The sequence below is a fragment of the Pseudomonas sp. HT11 genome, assembly GCF_044875395.1.
Lineage (GTDB): Bacteria > Pseudomonadota > Gammaproteobacteria > Pseudomonadales > Pseudomonadaceae > Aquipseudomonas.
Genome location: NZ_CP173217.1, coordinates 5474511 through 5496130, shown reverse-complemented (window position 1 = coordinate 5496130; position 21620 = coordinate 5474511). Strand labels below are relative to the sequence as shown.

At 62.2% G+C, this 21620-nt stretch carries 21 protein-coding genes; 11 read left to right on the top strand and 10 right to left on the bottom strand.

Translation table 11 applies throughout. The features are described from left to right. The first annotated feature begins 41 nt into the window (after positions 1–41). The 3 genes from ABWL43_RS25400 (at position 42) to ABWL43_RS25390 (ending at position 4058) form a co-directional block, all read left to right on the top strand. Entirely contained in the window at positions 42–1691 is a 1650-nt protein-coding gene (locus tag ABWL43_RS25400; protein ID WP_404485158.1) for an acyl-CoA dehydrogenase family protein, read from the top strand. A 186-nt stretch (positions 1692–1877) separates the two neighbouring features. Next, positions 1878–3350 (top strand): AMP nucleosidase, encoded by a 1473-nt coding sequence (gene amn, locus ABWL43_RS25395; RefSeq protein WP_178119700.1) that lies wholly within the window; start codon positions 1878–1880, stop codon positions 3348–3350. 72 nt (positions 3351–3422) lie between these two features. Next, positions 3423–4058, top strand: coding sequence for a pseudouridine synthase (locus ABWL43_RS25390; protein ID WP_404485155.1), 636 nt, complete (start codon positions 3423–3425; stop codon positions 4056–4058). Here ABWL43_RS25390 and ABWL43_RS25385 read toward each other — a convergent pair. Both ABWL43_RS25385 and ABWL43_RS25380 read right to left on the bottom strand, forming a co-directional pair. Further along, the gene (locus ABWL43_RS25385; RefSeq protein ID WP_007975837.1) at positions 4053–4262 is read right to left on the bottom strand and encodes a DUF2788 domain-containing protein; all 210 of its coding nucleotides are present in this window, start codon (positions 4260–4262) and stop codon (positions 4053–4055) included. The genes ABWL43_RS25390 and ABWL43_RS25385 overlap by 6 nt on opposite strands. Positions 4263–4457: 195 nt before the next feature. Continuing rightward, entirely contained in the window at positions 4458–4937 is a 480-nt protein-coding gene (locus tag ABWL43_RS25380) for an Lrp/AsnC family transcriptional regulator (RefSeq protein WP_003194418.1), read from the bottom strand. A 442-nt stretch (positions 4938–5379) separates the two neighbouring features. Here ABWL43_RS25380 and ABWL43_RS25375 point away from each other — a divergent pair, with 442 nt between their 5' ends. Continuing rightward, positions 5380–6474: a DUF6515 family protein gene (locus ABWL43_RS25375; RefSeq protein ID WP_404485151.1), complete on the top strand. Its 1095-nt coding sequence runs from the start codon at positions 5380–5382 to the stop codon at positions 6472–6474. On the opposite strand, the gene ABWL43_RS25370 is transcribed toward ABWL43_RS25375, so the two are convergent. Together ABWL43_RS25370 and ABWL43_RS25365 are read right to left on the bottom strand one after the other, a co-directional pair. After that, a complete protein-coding gene (locus tag ABWL43_RS25370) occupies positions 6471–7364 on the bottom strand; it encodes a cation diffusion facilitator family transporter (protein WP_404485148.1) in 894 nt (297 codons plus the stop codon). The two genes, ABWL43_RS25375 and ABWL43_RS25370, sit on opposite strands and share 4 nt — an antisense overlap. A gap of 15 nt (positions 7365–7379) precedes the next feature. Then, the gene (locus ABWL43_RS25365) at positions 7380–7799 is read right to left on the bottom strand and encodes a polyribonucleotide nucleotidyltransferase (protein WP_106579351.1); all 420 of its coding nucleotides are present in this window, start codon (positions 7797–7799) and stop codon (positions 7380–7382) included. Positions 7800–8053: 254 nt separating this feature from the next. On the opposite strand from ABWL43_RS25365, the gene hrpB reads away from it, so the two are divergent. After that, positions 8054–10561 carry an ATP-dependent helicase HrpB gene (gene hrpB, locus ABWL43_RS25360; RefSeq protein ID WP_404485145.1) on the top strand — a complete coding sequence of 836 codons (2508 nt, stop codon included), beginning with the start codon at positions 8054–8056 and terminating at the stop codon, positions 10559–10561. Positions 10562–10714: 153 nt separating this feature from the next. On the opposite strand, the gene ABWL43_RS25355 is transcribed toward hrpB, so the two are convergent. Together ABWL43_RS25355 and ABWL43_RS25350 are read right to left on the bottom strand one after the other, a co-directional pair. Then, a complete protein-coding gene (locus tag ABWL43_RS25355; protein ID WP_404485144.1) occupies positions 10715–11803 on the bottom strand; it encodes an endonuclease/exonuclease/phosphatase family protein in 1089 nt (362 codons plus the stop codon). 39 nt (positions 11804–11842) lie between these two features. Beyond that, positions 11843–12502, bottom strand: a complete 660-nt coding sequence (locus ABWL43_RS25350; protein WP_242201810.1) for a YciC family protein — start codon at positions 12500–12502, stop codon at positions 11843–11845. A gap of 180 nt (positions 12503–12682) precedes the next feature. On the opposite strand from ABWL43_RS25350, the gene ABWL43_RS25345 reads away from it, so the two are divergent. The 3 genes from ABWL43_RS25345 to ABWL43_RS25335 all read left to right on the top strand — a co-directional run bounded on the left by ABWL43_RS25345 (position 12683) and on the right by ABWL43_RS25335 (position 14696). Next, positions 12683–13450, top strand: a complete 768-nt coding sequence (locus ABWL43_RS25345) for a DUF2076 domain-containing protein (RefSeq protein WP_404485140.1) — start codon at positions 12683–12685, stop codon at positions 13448–13450. Between the two features lie 128 nt (positions 13451–13578). After that, positions 13579–14055 (top strand): NYN domain-containing protein, encoded by a 477-nt coding sequence (locus ABWL43_RS25340; protein ID WP_119740929.1) that lies wholly within the window; start codon positions 13579–13581, stop codon positions 14053–14055. Between the two features lie 29 nt (positions 14056–14084). Continuing rightward, positions 14085–14696, top strand: a complete 612-nt coding sequence (locus ABWL43_RS25335) for a PolC-type DNA polymerase III (protein ID WP_145162310.1) — start codon at positions 14085–14087, stop codon at positions 14694–14696. 274 nt (positions 14697–14970) lie between these two features. Here ABWL43_RS25335 and ABWL43_RS25330 read toward each other — a convergent pair whose 3' ends face one another. Both ABWL43_RS25330 and ABWL43_RS25325 read right to left on the bottom strand, forming a co-directional pair. Beyond that, positions 14971–15279: a DUF3077 domain-containing protein gene (locus tag ABWL43_RS25330; RefSeq protein WP_262206746.1), complete on the bottom strand. Its 309-nt coding sequence runs from the start codon at positions 15277–15279 to the stop codon at positions 14971–14973. Between the two features lie 331 nt (positions 15280–15610). After that, complete coding sequence (locus tag ABWL43_RS25325) at positions 15611–16063, bottom strand: Lrp/AsnC family transcriptional regulator (protein WP_145162303.1); 453 nt, start codon at positions 16061–16063, stop codon at positions 15611–15613. A 160-nt stretch (positions 16064–16223) separates the two neighbouring features. Between ABWL43_RS25325 and yedA the strand changes: the two genes are divergently transcribed. Further along, positions 16224–17120, top strand: a complete 897-nt coding sequence (yedA, locus tag ABWL43_RS25320) for a drug/metabolite exporter YedA (RefSeq protein WP_242200337.1) — start codon at positions 16224–16226, stop codon at positions 17118–17120. 48 nt (positions 17121–17168) lie between these two features. Further along, positions 17169–18506: a DEAD/DEAH box helicase gene (locus tag ABWL43_RS25315; RefSeq protein WP_404485135.1), complete on the top strand. Its 1338-nt coding sequence runs from the start codon at positions 17169–17171 to the stop codon at positions 18504–18506. A gap of 122 nt (positions 18507–18628) precedes the next feature. On the opposite strand, the gene ABWL43_RS25310 is transcribed toward ABWL43_RS25315, so the two are convergent. Continuing rightward, the gene (locus tag ABWL43_RS25310; protein ID WP_404485132.1) at positions 18629–19855 is read right to left on the bottom strand and encodes a TIGR03862 family flavoprotein; all 1227 of its coding nucleotides are present in this window, start codon (positions 19853–19855) and stop codon (positions 18629–18631) included. A 170-nt stretch (positions 19856–20025) separates the two neighbouring features. After that, the gene (locus ABWL43_RS25305; protein ID WP_262206741.1) at positions 20026–20946 is read right to left on the bottom strand and encodes a histone deacetylase; all 921 of its coding nucleotides are present in this window, start codon (positions 20944–20946) and stop codon (positions 20026–20028) included. Positions 20947–21022: 76 nt separating this feature from the next. Between ABWL43_RS25305 and ABWL43_RS25300 the strand changes: the two genes are divergently transcribed. Further along, on the top strand, positions 21023–21592 hold the full coding sequence (locus ABWL43_RS25300) for a GNAT family N-acetyltransferase (protein ID WP_242200343.1): 570 nt from the start codon (positions 21023–21025) through the stop codon (positions 21590–21592). Positions 21593–21620 lie beyond the last annotated feature (28 nt).

Below are 21620 nucleotides of genomic sequence, written 5' to 3'. Positions count from 1 at the left end.
CAGGCCTCAACTGCACGTGGCCTTTTTTCAGGAGGCCCGTCATGAACCTGCATCAGTTCGCCGAAACCCACGACGTCACCAATCAGCCACCGTCCCTGGACGGCACCAACCTGTACCGCATCGACGTGCCCCTGCAAGAGTGGTCGCGCCGCTTTGGCGCCGGCTGGGCCCATGCGCATATCGATGCGTATGGCGCACTGGCGGGCGGGCCGTTGATGGCGGCCGGGTTCCTGGCAAACGAGAACAAGCCGGTGTTCAACAGCCATGACCGCTATGGCCATCGCATCGACTGCGTGGCGTTTCATCCGGCGTACCACGAGCTGATGCGCACCGCCGTCGAGCATGGCCTGCCATCGCTGCCGTGGGCGCACCCACAACCCGGCGCCCATGTGGCGCGCGCCGCCATGACCTACCTGCACAGCCAGGCCGAAGCGGGCACCGGCTGCCCGCTGACCATGACCTTCGCCTGCGTACCGGCCCTGCGCCTGCAACCGGATCTGGCGCAGACCTGGCTGCCGAAAATCCTCAGCACCGAATACGACCCGCGCAATGTCGGCATCGCCCACAAGGCCGGGGCCACCATCGGCATGGCCATGACCGAGAAGCAAGGTGGCACCGACGTGCGCGCCAACACCACCCGCGCGTATCCAGTGGGCGCGGGCGGCCCAGGGCAAGCCTATGAACTGGTGGGGCACAAGTGGTTCTGCTCGGCGCCGATGTGTGATGCGTTCCTCACGCTGGCGCAGACCGACAAAGGGCTGACCTGTTTCCTGCTGCCCCGGCACCGCCCGGATGACACCCGCAACGAGTTCTACATCCAGCGCCTGAAAAACAAACTCGGCAACTGCTCCAACGCCTCCAGCGAAGTGGAGTTTCGGGGCGCGCTGGCCTGGATGATCGGCGAAGAGGGCCGTGGCGTGCCGACCATTATCGAAATGGTCGCCATGACCCGCTTCGACTGCATGGTTGGCTCCAGCGCGCTGATGCGTCAGGCGTTGACCCAGGCCAGTCATCATTGCGCGCACCGCTTGGTAGGTGGCCGTGTGTTGAGTGAGCAGCCGCTGATGCAAAACGTATTGGCTGACCTGGCCCTGGAAAGCGAGGCGTCGCTGGCATTGAGCATGCGCATGGGCCGGGCCCTGGACCATCTGGATAACGAGCAGGAAGCCAAATTTGCCCGGCTGGTGACGGCAGTGGGCAAGTATTGGATCTGCAAGCGCGCGCCAGCAATGATCAACGAGGCGGCCGAGTGCATGGGCGGCGCCGGGTATGTCGAGGACAGCATCCTGCCGCGCTTGTACCGTGAGGCGCCGGTGAATTCAACGTGGGAAGGTTCCGGCAATGTGCAGTGCCTGGACGTGTTGCGGGCGCTGTCGAAAGAGCCGGGCGTGCTGGAGGCGCTGTTTGTCGAACTCGGGGACGGGCATGGCCACACGCAGCTGGCGCGGCATATCGAGCAGCTGAAGTCGGCGTTTATGGACACTCAGGACATCCAGTACCGCGCCCGCCAACTGACCGAGGACATTGCCGTGGCGTTGCAGGCCAAGTTGTTGCTGGAGGTCGGGAACGCGGCGGTCAGTGATGGCTTTATCGTCAGCCGCTTGGGGGAGTCGTCCGGTCGGGTGTATGGCACCTTGCCGCGAGGTGTGGATGTAGAAGCGATCGTCGCCCGCTCAACCCCAACCCCCTGACTACACTCGGTCAAAATGTGGGAGCGGGCTTGCTCGCGAATACGGTTCTTCAGTGACTGAGCAGGTGACTGATACACCGCATTCGCGAGCAAGCCCGCTCCCACATTATTAATCGCATTCCAATCACTACTGTTTCAGTGAGGCCGGGATACAGGCAAGATAAAGGCCTGCAAGTCAGAACACAGGATGCTTACCGTGACCGAAGCTTTTGTTGTCGTTCAAACCGCCGAAGAAGCCGTGGATCGGCTGGCGGCTCTTCACGAGCGTGCTACCGGCGCGCTCAATCAAGCCCTCAAGCAATACCTCAAGGACCGCGTCGAGCCCGACGCCGCGCAACGCGCACTGTTTCGCTATCCAGAACTGCGCCTGACCTACCACTGCCATGGCGAAGTCCCACAGACCACTCGGGCGTACGCCAAGGTTCAGTTGCCGGGGACCTACAGCGTCACCGTCACCCATCCGGGCGCATTCCGTAAGTACCTGCTGGAGCAGCTGGTGCCGCTGATGCACGACTTCACCGTGACGGTGGAAGTCGGCGTGAGCCAACAGAATATTCCGTACCCGTATGTGGTGGAGCAGGGCGACGAACTGGCCGGCTCCGGCGTGACCGCCGCGACCCTGGCGCGGGTGTTCCCCAGCACCGACCTGTCCGCGGCCACCGACGGTATTGCCGATGGCCTTTACGACTGGGAAAACACCGACCCGCTGCCGCTGGCGCTGTTCGATGCCGCCCGCGTGGACTTCTCCCTGCGCCGTCTGGTGCACTACACCGGCAGCGACTGGCGCCATGTGCAGCCGTGGATCCTGCTGACCAACTACCATCGCTATGTTGACCAGTTCATCCTGCATGGCCTGGAGCAATTGCGCAGTGACCCGCGGTTTATCCGCATGGTGCTGCCGGGCAACGTGATCATCGACAAGAGCATGGACCACGGCGAAGCCTCGGCGATTGCGGCGGGCGTGGTCTGGCACCGTTACCAGATGCCGGCCTATCACCTGCAGGCCACTGATGGCCACGGCGTGACCCTGGTGAACATCGGCGTCGGCCCGTCCAACGCCAAGAACATCACCGACCACCTGGCCGTGCTGCGCCCGCATTGCTGGCTGATGATTGGTCACTGCGGCGGCCTGCGCCAATCCCAGACCATTGGCGATTACGTACTGGCCCACGCCTACATGCGCCGCGACGGGATTCTGGACCGCGTAGTGCCGCCGAATATTCCGATCCCGGCCCTGGCCGAAGTGCAGATGGCCCTGCAGCAAGCGGCGGCCAACGTTACCGGCGAAAAAGGCGAGGAGCTGAAAAAGCGCCTGCGCACCGGCACCGTGTTGACCTACGACGACCGCAACTGGGAGCTGCGTTGGGCCCAGGAACGGCCGCTGATCAACCTGTCCCGCGCCGTGGCCGTGGACATGGAAAGCGGCACCATCGCCGCCCAGGGTTATCGTCTGCGGGTGCCATATGGCACGTTGCTGTGCGTCTCGGACAAACCCCTGCACAGCGAGATCAAGCTGCCAGGTTCGGCCAACGCGTTCTATGAGCGTGCGGTCAGCCAGCACTTGAAGATCGGCATCGAGGCGGTGGATCTGCTGCGCACCGAACTCAACTCGCTGCACTCGCGCAAATTGCGCAGCTTCGACGAGCCGCCGTTCCGCTAAGCGGTTGGGATGGTCATTTAGCGGTCAGGCCACTAGCATTGTCGGTCCTGACCGTTAGATGTTCCTTTTGCCATGTCCCGTCCCACCCGTCCCGACTCGCGCCGCCCTGGCGTGAAACCTGCGTATTGCGCTCCCCGGCGTGTCGCCAAGGCGCCACCGGCCGAGCCGAAACTGATCCTGTTCAATAAACCCTTCGACGTGCTGACCCAGTTCAGCGACGAAGGCGGGCGCGCGACCCTCAAGGATTTTATCGACATCCCCGGTATCTACCCGGCTGGCCGCCTGGACCGTGACAGCGAAGGCCTGCTGCTGCTGACCAACGATGGCCAACTGCAGGCTCGGATTGCCGACCCCAAGCACAAGCTGGCGAAAACCTACTGGGTGCAAGTCGAAGGCGAACCGACCGAAGAGCAATTGCAGCGCCTGCGCGACGGCGTGGAGCTTAATGACGGCATGACCTTGCCCGCGCAAGCCCGGCAGTTGGACGAACCTGAATTATGGCCACGCAATCCGCCGGTGCGTTTTCGCAAGAGCGTGCCCACGCACTGGCTGGAGCTGGTGATTCGTGAAGGGCGTAACCGCCAGGTACGGCGCATGACCGCTGCGGTGGGCCTGCCGACCTTGCGTCTGGTGCGCGTGCGCATTGGTGACTGGTCGATTGATGGCCTGGACCAAGGCCAATGGAAGGAAGTGCCGGCGCGTTTATAAGGCGCCGGATTCGATCAGGCCGATCACCACGCTCTTGATAATGAACGCGGCCACGCCCAGGCCCAGTACGAAGAACAGAATGAACGAGCCAAAGCGCCCGGCTTTGGATTTCTTCGCCAAGTCCCAAACGATAAAGCCCATGAAAATGATCAGAATGGTGACCAGGCCAGTCATCATCCATTCTTCAAACACGGCGGGGTCGATGTTGTTCATGTGGGAATTTTCCGACAGGGCAGGCGGGAAGTATAAAGCAGGGCATCAGGCGCAACATTGACCTGAGTCTTGACGCGGTCAATGTGGGAGCTGGCTTGCCCGCGATAGCATCACCTGGGGCTGGCTGATACACCGAGTGGCCTGTATCGCAGGCAAGCCAGCTCCCACATTTGATCTTCTGCGACCTTAAGTGCGCAGGTGGGTCAGCGGCAATTCGGTGCTGTTGAGTACCTGATTGAGCACAAAGCTCGACCGCACGCTGGTCACGCCTTCAATGCGGGTCAGGTGGCCCAGCAGCAGTTTCTGGTAGTGATCCATGTCTGGCACCACCACTTTCAACTGATAGTCCGCATCCATGCCAGTGACCAAACTGCATTCCAGCACTTGCGGCAGGGTGCGAATCGCCGCTTCGAAATTCTCGAAACGCTCGGGTGTGTGGCGGTCCATGCCGATCAGCACATAGGCCGTTAGGCTCAGGCCGAGCATCTTGCGATCGAGCAAGGCGACCTGGCGCGCGATGTAGCCATCGTCTTCAAGCTGCTTGACCCGGCGCGAGCAGGGCGAAGGCGACAAGCCGATACGCTCGGCCAACTCCTGGTTGGAGATCCTCGCGTCGCGCTGCAATTCCGCCAAAATACTCAGGTCGTATCGGTCAAGCTTGCTCATTGGGTTGGCCTTTGTCGTAACTATTGCGGCGAATTATCTATGAAGGGTTAAAAATTGCGCAAGCACTGTTTATTGACGCAATCTTCGCAATCATCTGTCGGCGCGACGGGCCTATGATTACCAACAGAATCACCGCCTGGACAACAGTCCACTGCAGCCCGCCCAATCAGGCCCGCTGCGGCCGCCGCCCCAGCAGGGTTGAGTCGGCCTCCAGGCTGCACACTGTCCACAAGACGGCGTGAGGTGAGCCAACGTCAAAAGCGTTGAGCACGGACGAAATTCTCAAGGGGCGGCCGACGGGTCATCCCTTTTTCTTTGCGCGCGTTTTTACCCGAAAAAATACTTCTCGTGACTGATAACCTGTCTCAGAACCGGGCGAGGCTTTTCCAGTCTCATCTATGAGGCCGGACGTTCTAGGCCCTTATCCGCAGTGAGGAATAGCATGAAGCGCATCTGGCGTATGGCAGGTGTAGGTTTGCTGATGATGACCGTTGGCTCGCAAGTAATGGCCGACGACCCGCGCTCTGAAGGGGGCGGTCAGCATGAAAGAGGTCCCGAAGGCGGACGGCAAGGCAACGAACAGCCGCGACCGCAAAATAACCAACAACGCCCGCAGAACAATCAACCGCGCCCGGAAATCAACCAGCCGCGCCCGCAGAACCCGCGTGTCGAGAACAATCAGCCTCGGCCGCAAAACCAGCATTTTGATCGCGCCGAACAACAGCAGCACGGCGGTGGGCAATGGCAAGGTCGCCCGCAAGGTGCCGAACAGCCTCGGCCAGCGCCACAGCCCGCGAATAACCTGCCGATTCAGGGGCGCCCGGACACGGTTCGGCAAACCCAGGAGCCGCGCCAGGGTCACTATCAGGACATCCCGCGCCGTAACGATGGCAACCAGCATTGGCAGGCCGGCAATGGCCCCGGGCGTCCAGGTGGCGGGTTCAATAATGGTCACCCCAACGACAACCGCTGGCCGGGTCGCCCCAGTGGGCACGGCACTGGTTGGGGCCCTGGCCCGCAATATCGCCCCGGCTATACGGTGGATCGGTTCCCCGACCGCAACTACCGCGTGCCTTACCGTGGCCAGGATTATTTCTTCTCCGGCGGCTACTGGTATCGCCCGCAGGGCCCGCGTTATGTCGTGGTGACGCCGCCGTACGGCATTCGCGTGCAATACCTGCCGGACTATGCGCGCGAAGTGTGGGTGGGGAGTGCGCTGTTCTTCCTCGCAGCGGGTTCGTACTACACCTACGAAAGCGCCACCCAGCAGTACGTGGTGGTGCAGCCGCCGACAGAAGTGCCGGCACCGCAACCCGCGCCGCAGGGCAATGGCTACGACGTGGTGGCCTACCCGGCCAACGGCCAGTCACCGGCGCAAGTGCAGCAGGACGGCTACGACTGTTATCGCTGGGCAGTGCAACAAAGCGGTTTCGACCCACGGACCGTCACTTACGCCCCAGACCCCGCGGTGGTGCAAACCTACCGCCAAGCCCAGGGCAACTGCCTCACCAGCCGCGGGTATCAGGTGCAGTACTAGGCCTTATTGCCCGTGACCACTTCCCGCGGGTCGGCGTGCACCAGCACTTCGGCGCGCGGGTAGGCCTTGTGAATGGCATCGGCGGCCTGGTCGCTGATGCCGTGGGCAACCGACAACGATAATTCCCCCGGCAACTCCAGATGCAGTTGCACAAACCAGTGGCTGCCGGAAATCCGCGTGCGCAAATCATGTGCACCCAACACGCCTGGCACACCGCGCGCCAGTTCCAGCATGTGCTGGCTCACATCGGCTGGCAGTTCCTCGTCCATCAACACCGCAAAGCTTTCACGGGCGATCTGGATGGCGCTCCACAAAATGTACGCGGCGATGCCCAGGCCGAACCACGCATCGACCTGATTGAAGCCGAACCCCGCCAACACCAACGCCACCAGAATGCTGCCATTGAGCATCAAGTCCGAACGGTAGTGCAGCGAGTCCGCGCGCACGGCGTTGGAGCCGGTTTCGCGGATCACCCGGTGTTGCAGCATCAGCAGCGCCACCGTCATCACCAGCGAAAACACGATGACCCCGATGCTCAGCCAAGGCGCGCCGACCGGTTCCGGATGGTGCAAACGCTGGTACGCCTGGAACGCGATCAGCACCGCACTGCCGGCAATAAACAATGCCTGGGCCATGCCCGACAGCGACTCCGCCTTGCCATGCCCATAACGGTGATCATCATCGGCCGGGCGCAGCGCGTAATGCACTGCCAGCAGGTTGAGCAACGAGGTCACGCCATCAAGCAGCGAGTCGGTCAACCCGGCGAGCATGCTCACCGAGCCACTGAACCACCAGGCAATGGCCTTGGTAATAATCAGCGCACAGGCCACGCCCACCGACGCGCGGGTGGCCAGGCGCAAGAGCCTTGCGTGTTCGGGACTGCTGGTCATAAGCGGGTCGAGTCCTTAAGCGGCGGGCTGCAGGCCCAGGGAGGCGAGTTGTTGCACGCTGCCCTTGAACTGGATCATGCGCGGGTCATCGAGCGGCAGGGTGCGGCCGGTTTCCTTCTGGATGATGGTTTGCAGCTTGGCGTTATCGACCTTGCCGTCGGCGCCGATGGCTTCGTGCAGTTTCTCGGGGGCGACTTGAGCCGTTTTGCCGGGCTCGAAGTAAATCGCGCCGGTGGCGAAGTCCACGCCGAATGCGATCAGGCCGGGGATCACATAGAACAGCAGGCCCACGGCGTCGAGCACGGCAATCGCCGGGTCGATCTTGCCGTCGATCTGGCCACGGCGGTCCGGGTAGAAAATCGAACCGCAGGCGGTCAGTTGGCTCAGCAGGGTGACGGCGAGGACACCGCCGATGACACGGGAAGCGATACGCATGAAAAGTCTCCTGAACACGGTTGAAAGATGACTATAAGCCAGATCCATCAGACGACGATGATCCAATGTGGGAGCTGGCTTGCCTGCGATAGCGGTGGATCAGTGACACATGCCGAGCTGACCCACCGCTATCGCAGGCAAGCCAGCTCCTACATTTACCTGTATTCCAATTAAGGAAGAACGAGGTGTCTTTGAGACCAGCACCGGCATCCGGCAGTTCGCCGTTATACTCGCCGCTCTGCTTTGGAGCCAGTATGAATTCGTTGCCGATCGATGATGTTTTACCCGCCCTGCGTGACGCCTTGGCGATTCGCCATGAAGCCGTGCTGGAAGCGCCGCCCGGCGCCGGTAAAACTACCCGCGTGCCCTTGGCCTTGTTGAACGAGCCATGGCTGGCCGGGCAGACCATCCTGATGCTCGAACCCCGGCGCCTGGCCGCGCGCGCCGCCGCCGAACGCCTGGCCAGTGAGCTGGGCGAAAAGGTCGGCGAAACCGTCGGCTATCGCATTCGCCTCGACAGCAAAGTCGGCCCCAATACACGCATCGAAGTGGTCACCGAAGGCATCCTCACCCGCCGCTTGCAGGACGACCCGGCGCTGGAAGGCGTGGGCCTGCTGATCTTTGACGAATTCCACGAGCGCAGCCTCGACGCCGACCTCGCGCTGGCCCTGAGCCTGAATGGCCGCGCTCTGTTTCGCGACGAACAACCGCTGAAAATCCTGCTGATGTCCGCCACCCTCGAAGGCGAACGCCTGTCCGGCCTGCTGGATGACGCGCCGATCCTGCGCAGCGAAGGGCGTATGTTCCCGGTGCAGATGCGCTGGGGCCGCCCGTACCAGGCCGGTGAATTCATCGAGCCGCGTGTGGTGCAGACCGTCCTTGAAGCCGTGCATGACGAGACCGGCAGCATTCTCGTCTTTCTGCCGGGGCAGGCCGAGATTCGCCGGGTTAATCAACAACTGGCCGACGCTTTGGGTGATCGCCCGGATGTGCTGCTGTGCCCGCTGCATGGCGAGCTTGACCTCAACGCCCAACGCGCCGCCATTGACCCGGCGCCCGCCGGCAAACGCAAAGTGGTGCTGGCCACCAACATCGCCGAGACCAGCCTGACCATCAACGGTGTGCGCGTGGTGATCGACGCCGGGCTGGCGCGGGTCCCGCGTTTCGACCCCGGCAGCGGCATGACCCGCCTCGACACCCAACGCATCTCCCGCGCCAGCGCCACCCAGCGGGCCGGCCGGGCAGGGCGCCTGGAGCCGGGCGTGTGTTATCGGCTGTGGTCCGAAGACCAGCATGAAGGCCTGGCGGCGTATGGCAGTGCGGAAATCCTTGCCGCCGACCTTGCCGGGCTGGCCTTGCAACTGGCGCGTTGGGGCGTCACGCCCACGCAACTGGTGTGGCTGGATGTGCCGCCGACTGCCGCGTACGCCCAGGCTCAGGATTTGCTGGTGCGTCTGGGCGCATTGAACGACGACAAACTCACCGCCCATGGCCAGAAGATGGCCGAGTTGCCCGCGCATCCGCGTATCGCCCACCTGTTGCTGCGCGGTCAGGACCTGGGGCTGGCGGCCACGGCGTGTGACGTCGCCGCGCTGTTGGGCGAGCGTGACATCTTGCGCGGCGCCGGTGCCGATTTGCACAGCCGGCTGGCGCTGATGTCCGGCGAGGAGCGTGCGCGAGTTACCCAAGGCGGCGTGCAGCGCGCCAAGCAACTTGCCCGGCAATACCGCAGCTATTTAAGAGGCCAGGCGACTCAGGCCGTGCCCGATCCCGATCACCCGCGCTGGCTCGGCGCCTTGCTGGCGCTGGCCTACCCGGACCGCGTCGCCCAGCAACGTCGCCCCGGCGGCGCCGAATACCGCCTGGCCAATGGCCGTGCCGCGCTGTTCGCCGAGGCCGACAGCCTGATGAAACAAGCGTGGCTGGTGATCGCCGACCTCGGCAGCCGTCAGGGCCAGCGCGAAGAGCGCATCTACCTCGCGGCCGACTTCGATCCGGCGCTGTTCGACACAGTGCTTGCCGAGCAAGTGCGCAACGTCGACCAGCTCGATTGGGACGAGCGCGAAGGCGTGCTGCGCGCGGAGCGCCAGCGCAAAGTCGGCGAACTGGTGCTCAGTCGCGAACCGCTGAGCGGTCTGGACGAGGCCGCGCGCAGCCAGGCGCTGGTCAACCTCGTGCGCCGCAAAGGCCTGGAGCTGCTGCCGTGGACGCCTGAACTGCGCCAATGGCAGGCCCGCGTCATGCTGCTGCGTCAGCTGGACGCCGGCAAAACCAGTGAGTGGCCGGATATCAGCGACAAGGCTTTGCTCGCCAGCCTGGAGCATTGGCTGATGCCGTACTTGGGCAAAGTCTCGCGCCTGAGCCACTTCGCCAACCTGGATATCTCCAGTTTCCTGCACAACCTGTTGCCCTGGCCGCTGCCCCAGCGCCTGGACGAGCTGGCGCCGCAGCACGTGAAGGTGCCCTCGGGATCCTCGGTGCGTTTGGACTACAGCGAACAGCCGCCGATTCTGGCGGTGCGCTTGCAGGAATTGTTCGGGCTGGCGGACACGCCGCGTATTGCCGGTGGGCGCCAGGCGGTCAAGCTGCACCTGCTGTCCCCGGCGCGCCGGCCGGTGCAGGTGACCCAGGATCTGGCGAACTTCTGGCGCAGCACGTATGCCGAGGTGAAAAAGGATTTGAAGGGGCGGTACCCGAAGCATTACTGGCCGGATGACCCGTTAGTGGCCGAACCCACCGCCCGGATCAAACCGCGCAAGTAAAGCTTGTGGAGATCAAATTTGGGAGCGGGATGGTGTGGGAGCTGGCTTGCCTGCGATGCAGACGACTCGGTGTACCTGTTTCACCGAGGCGATGCTATCGCGGGCAAGCCAGCTCCCACAAAAGCCCACACACATTGAGTGTTGTGGTGTGGGTTATTGCGCGGCCGGGAGCAGGAACCGGGCGATCACTGGTAGGTGGTTGGAGATACGCAGTGTGTCTTCTTGCCGTACTTTGGCCTCTATCCGCTTGATCCTTGGGCTGTAGAACAAATAATCCAACGTCCGATCCGGCCCATCCACACTTGGGTCATTGGGGAAGTGCGTAAGCCACTTCGCCCGGTCAATCCCACTGGATTCACTGTTACTGGGGATCATCGGGTATTTATCCCACAGCAGATGCAGCTCGCTGTCCGGCGAATACTGCCCGCGCTTATCGGCCTCCAGGCGCAGGAATTGCCCCAGTGGCAGCAAGTTGAAGTCCCCACCGATCAGCCATGGCGTGCCACGCCCTTCGAATTTATCCAGCAGCTTCACGGTGGCTTTAGCCTGCTCCTGTACCGCCGACCGCCCAGGCATATCGCCATCCAGCCGGGTGTTGAGCACGGCCAATTGGCCACCATCGCTCAACGGCAAGTAGGTCAGCAATAAGGCGGGTTTGGGTTGGAACTGGCGGCTGATGATGTTGGCTGGGGACACCGGCAGTTGCAGGCGTTCGGCGTGTTCGATCTGGTAGCGGCTGAGCGTCACCAGCTTGCGGCCGACGCTGCCGAAGATATGCAGGTTGGGCACAAAGTCGGCTTTCCAATCGAAGGCCTGGGTGCTGCACGGGTAGAGATCGACCAGGCGTTCCTGCAACAGTGCGATCTGGTCCTGGTAATGGGAGGGCTTGGCGTTTTCGTCGAGTTCCTGCAGCAGCAGGATGTCGGGTTGTTCGTCGCGGATCACCCGCGCCACTTCGTCGAGGCTGGAGGCCATGTCTTCCACGGTAGGGCGATCATCCGGGCCGTTGCCGTCGGCGGTGTCGTACCAGAACACATAGTTCTTGCCCGCCAGGTATTGCACATTCCAGGTCATGACCTTCAACGCCTGCCCGGGCAGCAGCGTTGGCGCCCGCGGCGCGACGCAGCTGACGGGCAGGGTTTGTTTGTCGGCAGGGCGCCAGGTCAGGCTGTAGATCAGGGCGGCGAGCAGGCCCGCGATAATCAGCAGGCTCAACAGGGTGATGCGCAATAAACGGGTCATCGGCTCGGCTTATGGCGTTTCAGGAGTGGCAGGAGCATATCACCGCGCGTCGGCATCGCCACCGATCAGCATGAATAAACGGAACAGCACCACGCTGGTAAACAGTTGCAAAAAGCTTTGGGCGCTGTCGAGCACGGTGGCGAGCATTGGGCTCGGGCTGGGGTAGACGGCATCAGTGGCTTCCTTGAGCAGCAACAGCGGCGTCATCACACACAGCAGGCATACCAGGATTCGCCAAAAATGCCCGCGAGTCAGGCGCAAACTTTCCTGCATCGCCCCCAGCGCCGACAGGCCGCGCAGCACCAGCAGGTACTCGGCAAAACCGAGCACGACCATCAGCCACAGGCCGGGTAGGTAAAACAGTGACAGGCCCAGCCAGACCAGCAATGTACTTATCGCGGTCAGCACGGCGAAGCGTGGCCACAGGGTCAAGGCCGTCGCCCACAAGTCTTTAGTACGCGGCGAGTCGCCACGCGTGCGGGCATCCAGAAACAAAATCAAGGCGCCGACGTACAGCGGGTACATCACTAACCCCACCACAATGCTGTAGGCGCGCGAAGCGTCCGGCGCCAGCGTGTGCTCGATTACCTGTTGCAGCAGGGCTTCGAGGATCACCAGGGGCAGGCACAGCTGCACGATGGCGCCCAGGTTGCGCTGAGTAAAACGGAAGGAGTCGCGCAATACGTCTAACGGATTCATCAGGTTCATCACAGACCGAAAAGCAAGGCCCACACTTTAACCGATCATGACGAGAGGTAAGCAAACGTAAACCTTGCGTAAAGACCATTGAAACGTCTGGTAACAGCCCCATAACTAGTGCGTAGCTCGCCTGATCACAGGCGGGCCCATGATTTTTACCGGCAATCTAACGAGGTCGCCATGAACAGCGAAGAGCAAACCCTGATCGATGGACTGTTTTCACGGCTGCAGCAAGCCGAAACGGACTCAGCCCCCCGCGACGCCCTGGCCGAAGCGCGGATCAAGGAGCACATGACTCGCCAACCGGCCGCCGGGTATTACATGACCCAGTCGATCCTGGTGCAAGAACACGCGATCAAGAGCCTCGACGCGCAGAACAAGCAACAGGCCCAGCAGATCCAGCAATTGCAGGATGAGTTGCAGCAGGCCAAGGCTCAGGCAGCACAGCCGGCGCCGAGCAGTGGCGGTTTTCTGTCGAGCATCTTTGGCGGCGGCTCCCGTGACCCGCAACCCACAAAAAGTGCGCCGGCGGCTTCCGGTGGCGGCTGGCGTGAGCCTGGGCGGCCTTCGTTCGGCCAGCCTGCGCCCCAGCAAAACTACGGCGCGCCGCAGCAAAACTATCAACAGCCACAACAAGCGCCCGCAGCACCGATTGGCAGCGGCTTCCTTGGCGGGGCGTTGAAAACCGCTGCCGGTGTGGCCGGTGGTGTGATGCTCGCCGAAGGCATCAGCAGCTTGTTCAGCCACAACTCGCAACAGCCGCAAGTGGTGGAAGAAATCATCCGCGAAGAACCGGCGCCCGCCAGTGATAACGGCAATTGGGGCAACGACGACCAGAAGTTTGCTGGCAATGACAGTTGGGGCAGCGACAACGCCTCGGACAGCTTCGCCGACAGCGACTACAGCGATGATTCTTCCTCGTTTGGCGACGACGATTCCTTCGTCTGACCCGCCTTCAACCGGGGCGCTTCGTCGCCCCGGGCTGATTTTTCGCTGAAACTTTCCCATGGCTGGCATACTGGCGCCTTTGCGGGCTCTCACGTCCGAGGTCCAAGTGGCATCCATGAGGAAGTGCGGTGAAGAAAATTGCGGTGTTCGCCGATGTACAAAACCTCTACTACACCGTGCGCCAGGCCTACGGTTGCCACTTCAATTACGCCGCCCTGTGGGCTGACATCAGCGCGCGCGGGCAGATCGTCGAAGCCTATGCGTACGCCATCGACCGTGGCGACAGCAAGCAGCAGCAATTCCAGCAGATCCTGCGCAACCTGGGCTTTACGGTAAAACTCAAACCCTACATCCAACGCAGCGACGGCTCGGCCAAGGGCGATTGGGACGTGGGCATCACCCTCGACATCATGGACGCCGCCGACCACGTCGACGAAGTGGTGCTGGCCTCCGGCGACGGCGATTTCGACATGCTGCTCGAACGCATCATCCAAAAGCATGGCGTCGAAGCCGTGGCCTATGGCGTCCCGGGGCTGACGGCCAACTCGCTGATCCGCGCCGCCAGCCGCTACGTGCCGATCGAAGGCGCGCTGCTGCTTAAATAAGTCAATTGTCAGACGGAGTTGGAACAGGTTTGGAACGTATAGCGGTCATCGACTTTGAAACCACCGGCATCACCCCGAGCAGCCACTGCCGGGCCACGGAAATCGCGGTGGTCATCCTTGAGCGCGGCCAGATCGTGGACCGCTACCAGAGCCTGATGAATGCCGGCGTGCGCGTGCCGGGCTTTATCGAACAACTCACCGGCATCAGCAACGCCATGCTGCGCAGCGCGCCACCGGCGGAGCGGGTGATGAACGAAGTGAATGAATTTGTCGGCACCACGCCACTGCTGGCGCACAACGCCGCGTTTGACCAGAAGTTCTGGGACTTCGAACTGGGCCTGATCCGTCGCACCCGCCTGCAAAAATTCGCCTGCTCGCTGCTGCTGGCCCGCCGCCTCATGCCGTCGGCGCCGAACCACAAACTCGGCACCCTCAACAGCTACGCCCAACTGCCCCACACCGGCAAGGCTCACCGGGCGATGGCGGATGCCGAAATGGCAGCTAACTTGACGGCGCACCTGGCCGAGCAATTGCGCGGTACGCATGGGTTGCGCGAACTGTCCCACGACCTGCTGTGCACCTTGCAGAAAGTGCCGGCGGCGAAGATCAATGAGCATCTGAAGAAGCATCGCGGGTTCTGAACCCTGCGCAGATCTCATGTGGGCGGAGGACTAATTGTGGAGAGCGGGCCTATTGTGAGTAGCGGGCTTGTTGTGAGGAGCGGGCTTCTGTGGCGAGCGGGCTTGCCCCGCGTTGGGCTGCGCAGCAGCCCCAAACCCTGACACCCAGTTCCAACTGACAGAACGCGGCGACTTCATTAGGGCCGCTTCGCAGCCCAACGCGGGGCAAGCCCGCTCGCCACAGAAGCCCGCTCGCCACAATAAGCCCATTTGCCCCTAAAGCTCGCTTGTCAGGCTACCGAGGCTGCACGCATTCCAACGCCCGACCCACCACCTCCTTTGCCATCCCCACCAAATGCATCACCGCCCGCTGCTGCACACTGAGCGTCTCGCCCGACACCAGCGCCGTCTCCACCGCGCAATGCAGCAAATCCGCCGCATGGGCGAGGGCGTCTTCGAAGCTCAGGTTGTCATTCAGCACAAAGTTGGGCGCATCCGGGGCGCAGGCGTTGAGGTAGTAGTCGATGGCTCGTCGGTTGAGCAGGGCGTCTTCGCTGAGGAAGTTTGTATGGTTATCAGTTGAAGCAGAGGTTGTTTTGACCATGTTGAGTCTCCGGGACTTGTAACTCTCTCCTTCGTCAATTTCGGCTTGCACTTCCGGTCACCGAAGGGCCGATGACGTGGGGAAGACTAGCGGCTGAATTTAGCTGGAACAAGGCATGAAATGTCGCTCGGAAACGTCCTTCAAAAGAATGGGAAGCGGTGACACAACTGACGCCATCGCAGGCAAGCCAGCTCCCACAGTAAATTTCCTGTTTGTTCGTTCCCACGCTCCGCGTGGTAACGCATCCTGTGACGCTCCGCGTCACGACCTCAAGAGCGGACGCAGAGCACCCTTGGCGGCACTCCCACGCAGAGCGTGGGAACGATCGGTGTCAGGTGGCTTTCCCTTCCAACTGCCCCAACGGTACCCGCCGCGCTATCGCGCTCGACAAAATGATCGAGGTTTTGCTGAACCCGAACTTCGCCACTCGGTTGATCAGGTTCTCCAGCTCCGGCATCGAGCCCACCGCGGCCTGCATGATCACGCACGGGTCGCCTGTCACGCGGTGGCATTCGGTCAGTTCGGGTATTTCCGCCAAGGCGTCGTAGACCTTTTGGCTGCCATTGTTGGTCAGGCGCAGCTCTATCGTGCATTGAATCGGCAGGCCGATTTTGGACAGGTCGACCTTGGCCTGATACCCGGTGATCACCCCGCTGGCTTCCAGCTTGGCCACGCGTTCAGCCACAGCAGGGGCGGAGAGGTTTACGGTGCGGGCCAACTGCGCATAGGAGGCGCGGCCATCTTCGAGCAGGGCGCTGAGGAGCATGCGGTCGTATTTATCCATGATAAGGCTCCGGTGATGCGTGGCTTTCGAATGCACGGGTTATAGCCTTCATAACCATGTTTTGAAAAGTGTATGGGCGCTTTAAACAGGTTTTGTAACTTATGTTCGGCGTGCTGCCTTTTTAGAATAAGCCTCCAATATTCTGCCGCAGAGCTACCCAATGCCTGGCCCACGTCGCTTTCCCTTACCGTTGATTGCCGCTTTTTTTGCGCTGTATGTGATCTGGGGTTCTACCTACTTGGTGATTCGAATCGGCGTGGAGTACTGGCCGCCGTTGATGCTGGGCGGGATTCGATTCCTGGTGGCGGGGTTGGTGATGTATGGCTATTTGCGCTGGCGCGGGGCGCCTGCGCCGACGTGGGTGCAGTGGAAGGCGGCGGCCAAGATCGGCGTTTTGCTGCTGACCTTTGGTAATGGTGCGGTGACGGTTGCCGAGCACACCGGCGTTGCTTCCGGCGTGGCCGCGTTGGCGGTGGCGACGGTGCCGTTGTTCACGTTGCTGTGTGGGTATTTCTGGGGCGCGCGTAATACCCGCCTCGAATGGGCCGGGGTGGTGCTGGGGATTATCGGCATCGCCATGCTCAACATGGGCTCCAACCTGCAATCGAGCCCCACCGGCGCCATGTTGCTGCTGTTCGCCGCTGCCTCCTGGGCCTTCGGCTCAGTGTGGAGCCGGCACTTACCGCTACCTGCCGGCGCCATGGCCAGTGCGGCCGAGATGATCATCGCCGGTGCCCTGCTGCTGGTGGGCAGTGCGCTGACCGGTGAGCGCCTGCATGCCGTGCCGCCGATTGAAGGCTGGCTGGCCTTGGCTTATTTGGCCGTGTTCGGCTCGATCATCGCCTTCAATGCCTATATGTACCTGCTCAAACACGTGCGCCCGGCGGCGGCGACCAGTTATGCCTACGTGAACCCGGCCGTCGCGGTGTTGTTGGGTATTGTCTTCGTCGGCGAGACCATCGGCATGGAGGAAGCCTTGGCGATGCTGGTGATCATCAGCGCGGTGTTGCTGATCAGCCTGCCCCAGTGGCGAAAGCCCAAGCCGGAAATAAGGTAAACTGCCGCGCATTACGCCCTTGCGCTGAATTTTTCCTACGGTAAACACATGACTTTCGCCACCCTTGGCCTGATCGAACCCTTGCTGCGCGCCCTTGAGACGCTTGGCTACCAGACCCCGACGCCGGTGCAGGCGCAAGCCATTCCGGCGGTGCTGGCCGGTCGCGACCTGATGGCCGCGGCCCAGACCGGCACCGGCAAGACCGCAGGTTTCGCCTTGCCGCTGCTGCAACTGCTGACCATGGAAGGGCCGAAAGTCGCCGCCAACTCGGCGCGTGCGCTGATCCTGTGCCCGACCCGCGAGCTGGCCGAGCAGGTTCACGCCAGCGTCGCCGAGTACGCCCAACACCTGCCGCTGACCACCTACGCGGTCTACGGCGGCGTGAGCATCAACCCGCAGATGATGAAGCTGCGCAAGGGCGTCGACATTCTGGTCGCTACCCCTGGCCGCCTGATCGACTTGTTCCGCCAGAACGCGCTGAAGCTCAACCAGCTGCAAACCCTGGTGCTGGATGAAGCCGACCGCATGCTCGATCTGGGCTTCTCCGAAGAGCTGGCGAACATCTACCGCATGCTGCCGAAAAAGCGCCAGACTTTACTGTTCTCCGCGACCTTCTCCGATGAAATCCGCTCGCTCGCCGGGCAGATGCTCAACGACCCGCTGAGCATTGAAGTGAGCCCGCGCAACGTCGCCGCCAACACCGTGAAGCAGTGGGTGGTGCCGGTGGACAAGAAGCGCAAGCCGGAGCTGTTTGTGCACCTGATGCGCAAAGGCCGCTGGAAGCAGGTGCTGGTGTTTGCCAAGACCCGTAACGGCGTGGATGCGCTGGTGGATAAGTTGCAGGGCCTGGGCATCAATGCCGACGGCATCCACGGCGACAAACCGCAAGCAACCCGCCAGCGTGCGCTGGATCGTTTCAAATCCAGCGACGTGCAGATTCTGGTGGCCACCGACGTGGCAGCCCGTGGCCTGGACATCGAAGACTTGCCGCTGGTGGTCAACTTTGATCTGCCAATCGTGGCCGAAGACTACATTCACCGTATTGGTCGCACCGGCCGTGCGGGCAACACCGGTGAGGCGATTTCGCTGGTGTGTGCCGATGAGGTGAACATGCTGTCGGCCATCGAGATGCTCACGCGTCAGACCCTGACCCGCAAAACGGAGCCGGATTTCGAACCTGAGCACCGCGTGCCGGATACCGACGCCAGTGGGCAAGTGGTGAAGAAACCGAAAAAGCCGAAGAAACCCAAGGCGTCGGGCGGTGGCGGCGGTAAACGTAATTTGGGTAAGTGGGTGGACAGCGGGGACGTAGCGCCGGCTGAACCGTCGATCAAGCCAGTGCGCAAAGTGCCGGTGTTCAACACCGGGCCGCGCAAGAAGAAGTGATTTTGCGGCGCTGCTGATGGCCTCATCGCAGGCAAGCCAGCTCCCACCTTTTGAATGTATTCACAGCTCAAAATGTGGGAGCTGGCTTGCCTGCGAGGGCGGCTCTGAATTCACCGCCGATTTCAGCGCCTAAGCCACTCCAGCATGCCCCGCGCCGCTGCCCGCCCACTGGCGAAGCACCCCGTCAGCAAATAGCCGCCCGTCGGCGCTTCCCAATCGAGCATCTCCCCGGCGCAAAACACGCCCGGCAATTGCTTGAGCATCAACCGCTCATCCAGCGCCTCAAACGGCACACCACCCGCCGTACTGATGGCTTCATCCATCGGCCGGGTTTTCACCAGCGTCAGCGGCAATGCCTTGATATCCACCGCCAGCTGCGCCGGATCATGAAAGTGTTCCGCAGGTGCCAACTCACGCAACAGCGCCGCCTTGACCCCATCCAAGCCCAACTGACTGTGCAAATGTTTGCTCATCGAGCGCGAACCACGCGGCTTGGCCAGTGCAGCTTGCACCTTGTCCAGCGGCTTGCTCGGCAGCAGGTCGATATGCACCGTGGCAAAGCCATCGCGATTGATCGCTTCACGAATCGGCGCCGAGAGCGCGTAGATCAAGCTGCCCTCGATGCCCATGGCGGTGACCACGCATTCGCCCAACCGAGGCTTGTCATCCGCCACGCCGATGGCGACGTTTTTCAACGGCGCGCCGGCGAATTTGCTCACCATCAATTCGCTCCAGGCCGACACCTCGAAGCCGCAATTGCTCGGTTGCAGCGGCGTGTAAGGCACGCCTTTGTCTTCCAGCAACGTGAGCCAGGCGCCATCGGAGCCCAGGCGCGACCAGCTGCCGCCGCCCAAGGCCAGCAACACCGCATCGCTGTGGACAGTTTTTTCGCCGTCCGGGCTGTGGATAAGTAGACCGCCGTCGGCCGTCCAGCCCAGCCAGCGATGCCGAGTGTGGATAACCACGCCTTGATCGCGCAGGCGTTTGAGCCAGGCGCGCAGCAGCGGGGCGGCTTTCATGTCGGTAGGAAACACGCGGCCGGAAGTGCCGACAAAGGTTTGTATGCCCAGCCCATGAATCCACTCGCACAACGCCTCGGCACCAAACGCTCGCAGCAGCGGCGCCATGTCTGGCGCGCGTTCGGCGTAGCGCGACAGGAACGCCGGGTACGCCTCGGAGTGGGTGATGTTCATGCCGCCCACGCCCGCGAGCAGAAACTTGCGGCCCACCGATGGCATGCCGTCATACAGGTCTACCCGCACGCCCGCCTGGCTCAAGACTTCAGCGGCCATCAGCCCGGCTGGGCCGCCGCCGATAAGAGTGACGTGTCGAGAAGGGAGCTGAGGCATGGGCAAGGCTACGGTCGCTGAATAGGCCGAGCATTCTACCCGACGGCAGCGTGGCTGCCTGATCAAAAAACGTACACTTTCCTACAGGCCATACGGCTGTTCGCTTTCAGGCGCTTACGCTCAAGTTATCCACAGGCCGTTCCACAGGCATTGTGGGTAACGCTCACACTTCAATGACAGCCTGATGACGTCCACACCCGCTGAGCGCTGTGGTGCAGGATGCCATGGCGGCGGGCCAGGGCCGGGCGGTCTTTGCTGTAGCCGCCACCGATCACGCCCATCACCGGGATGTCGCGGCCCAGGCAGTGGCGCATCACGCTTTCATCACGGGCGGCGACGCCTGCGTCTGTCAGCTTGAGGTAACCGAGGGCGTCGTCTTTGTGCACATCGACACCGGCGTCGTACAGCACCAGGTCAGGCTGATAGAGCGGCAGCAAGTAGTTGAGCGCATCGTCCACCACCTTGAGGTAATCGGCGTCGCCCATGCCCATGGGCAGCGGGATGTCCCAGTCGCTCTGGGCCTTGCGTGCGGGGAAGTTCTTTTCGCAATGCAGCGACACGGTGATGGCATCCGGCGTGTCGTGGAGGATGCGTGCAGTGCCGTCGCCCTGGTGTACGTCGCAGTCGAAGATCAGCACGCGGTTGACCCGGCCGCTGGCCAGCAGGTAATGGCTGATCACCGCCAGGTCATTGAAGATGCAAAAGCCGGCCGGGTAATCGTAATGGGCGTGGTGGGTGCCGCCCGCCAGGTGGCAGGCCAGGCCGTGTTGCAGCGCTTGTTCGGCCGCGAGGATCGAACCGCCGACCGCGCGCACGGTGCGCCGCGCCAGGGCTTCGTTCCACGGCAGGCCGAGGCGCCGTTGGTCTTCGCGGGACAACTCGCCGCCCATGTAGCGTTCGATATACCCAGCGTCATGGGCCAGGACCAGAATCTCGGGTGGGCACAGTTCGGGGCGCAGCAATTGGCTGTCCTCGGTCAGCCCGCTGTCCACCAGGTGATCGCGCAACAGGCGAAACTTGTCCATGGGAAACCGGTGGTCTGCCGGGAACTCAGGGCTGTAGTCATCGTGGTAGATCAATGGCAAGGGCATGGGATTTTCTGACGGGAACCTGCGAAGGATCTTACCAGCGCTGTACACTCACGCACATGGCAAGGGAGGGGGACCCATGGAGCCGATACTGGAATTGGAAAGCGCGCGCTTGCTGCTGCGCCAATGGCGCGACAGCGACTTAACGGAATTTGCGCGCATGTGCGCCGACCCGCAGGTGATGCGTTATTTCCCGGCCAAGTTGAGCCACTTGGAAAGCGCGGCGCTGATTGGCCGGATTCGCGGGCATTTCGCTGAATACGGCTTTGGCCTGTGGGCCTTGCAGCGCAAGGACACTGGCGAATTTATCGGCCTGACCGGGCTGCTGAATGTCAGCTTTGAAGCGGACTTTACCCCGGCGGTGGAAATTGGCTGGCGCCTGGCCCGCGAACATTGGGGTTTGGGCTACGCCAGTGAGGCCGCGTGGACCGCGCTGCGGTGTGGTTTCGACCGACTGCAGTTGGATGAAATTCTCGCCTTCACCACCGAAACCAATCTGCCATCACAAAAAGTCATGCAGGCCATCGGTATGCATTACGATCCCCAGGCAGATTTTGAACACCCCAAGGTCGCAGCCGATGACCCGCTGCGCCATCATGTTTTGTATCGCATCACCCGCGCCCAATGGTTGGACACGCTGCACGGATAAGCAGCCCGGAATGCCCTCTCGATTGTTG

Bases quoted from the DNA above. Each gene is read 5' to 3' on its own strand.
- ABWL43_RS25400 (WP_404485158.1), top strand. From the start codon at position 42: ATGAACCTGCATCAGTTCGCCGAAACCCACGACGTCACCAATCAGCCA.
- amn (WP_178119700.1), top strand. From the start codon at position 1,878: ATGCTTACCGTGACCGAAGCTTTTGTTGTCGTTCAAACCGCCGAAGAA.
- ABWL43_RS25390 (WP_404485155.1), top strand. From the start codon at position 3,423: ATGTCCCGTCCCACCCGTCCCGACTCGCGCCGCCCTGGCGTGAAACCT.
- ABWL43_RS25380 (WP_003194418.1), bottom strand. From the start codon at position 4,937: ATGAGCAAGCTTGACCGATACGACCTGAGTATTTTGGCGGAATTGCAG.
- ABWL43_RS25375 (WP_404485151.1), top strand. From the start codon at position 5,380: ATGAAGCGCATCTGGCGTATGGCAGGTGTAGGTTTGCTGATGATGACC.
- ABWL43_RS25370 (WP_404485148.1), bottom strand. From the start codon at position 7,364: ATGACCAGCAGTCCCGAACACGCAAGGCTCTTGCGCCTGGCCACCCGC.
- ABWL43_RS25365 (WP_106579351.1), bottom strand. From the start codon at position 7,799: ATGCGTATCGCTTCCCGTGTCATCGGCGGTGTCCTCGCCGTCACCCTG.
- hrpB (WP_404485145.1), top strand. From the start codon at position 8,054: ATGAATTCGTTGCCGATCGATGATGTTTTACCCGCCCTGCGTGACGCC.
- ABWL43_RS25355 (WP_404485144.1), bottom strand. From the start codon at position 11,803: ATGACCCGTTTATTGCGCATCACCCTGTTGAGCCTGCTGATTATCGCG.
- ABWL43_RS25350 (WP_242201810.1), bottom strand. From the start codon at position 12,502: ATGAATCCGTTAGACGTATTGCGCGACTCCTTCCGTTTTACTCAGCGC.
- ABWL43_RS25345 (WP_404485140.1), top strand. From the start codon at position 12,683: ATGAACAGCGAAGAGCAAACCCTGATCGATGGACTGTTTTCACGGCTG.
- ABWL43_RS25330 (WP_262206746.1), bottom strand. From the start codon at position 15,279: ATGGTCAAAACAACCTCTGCTTCAACTGATAACCATACAAACTTCCTC.
- ABWL43_RS25325 (WP_145162303.1), bottom strand. From the start codon at position 16,063: ATGGATAAATACGACCGCATGCTCCTCAGCGCCCTGCTCGAAGATGGC.
- yedA (WP_242200337.1), top strand. From the start codon at position 16,224: ATGCCTGGCCCACGTCGCTTTCCCTTACCGTTGATTGCCGCTTTTTTT.
- ABWL43_RS25315 (WP_404485135.1), top strand. From the start codon at position 17,169: ATGACTTTCGCCACCCTTGGCCTGATCGAACCCTTGCTGCGCGCCCTT.
- ABWL43_RS25310 (WP_404485132.1), bottom strand. From the start codon at position 19,855: ATGCCTCAGCTCCCTTCTCGACACGTCACTCTTATCGGCGGCGGCCCA.
- ABWL43_RS25305 (WP_262206741.1), bottom strand. From the start codon at position 20,946: ATGCCCTTGCCATTGATCTACCACGATGACTACAGCCCTGAGTTCCCG.
- ABWL43_RS25300 (WP_242200343.1), top strand. From the start codon at position 21,023: ATGGAGCCGATACTGGAATTGGAAAGCGCGCGCTTGCTGCTGCGCCAA.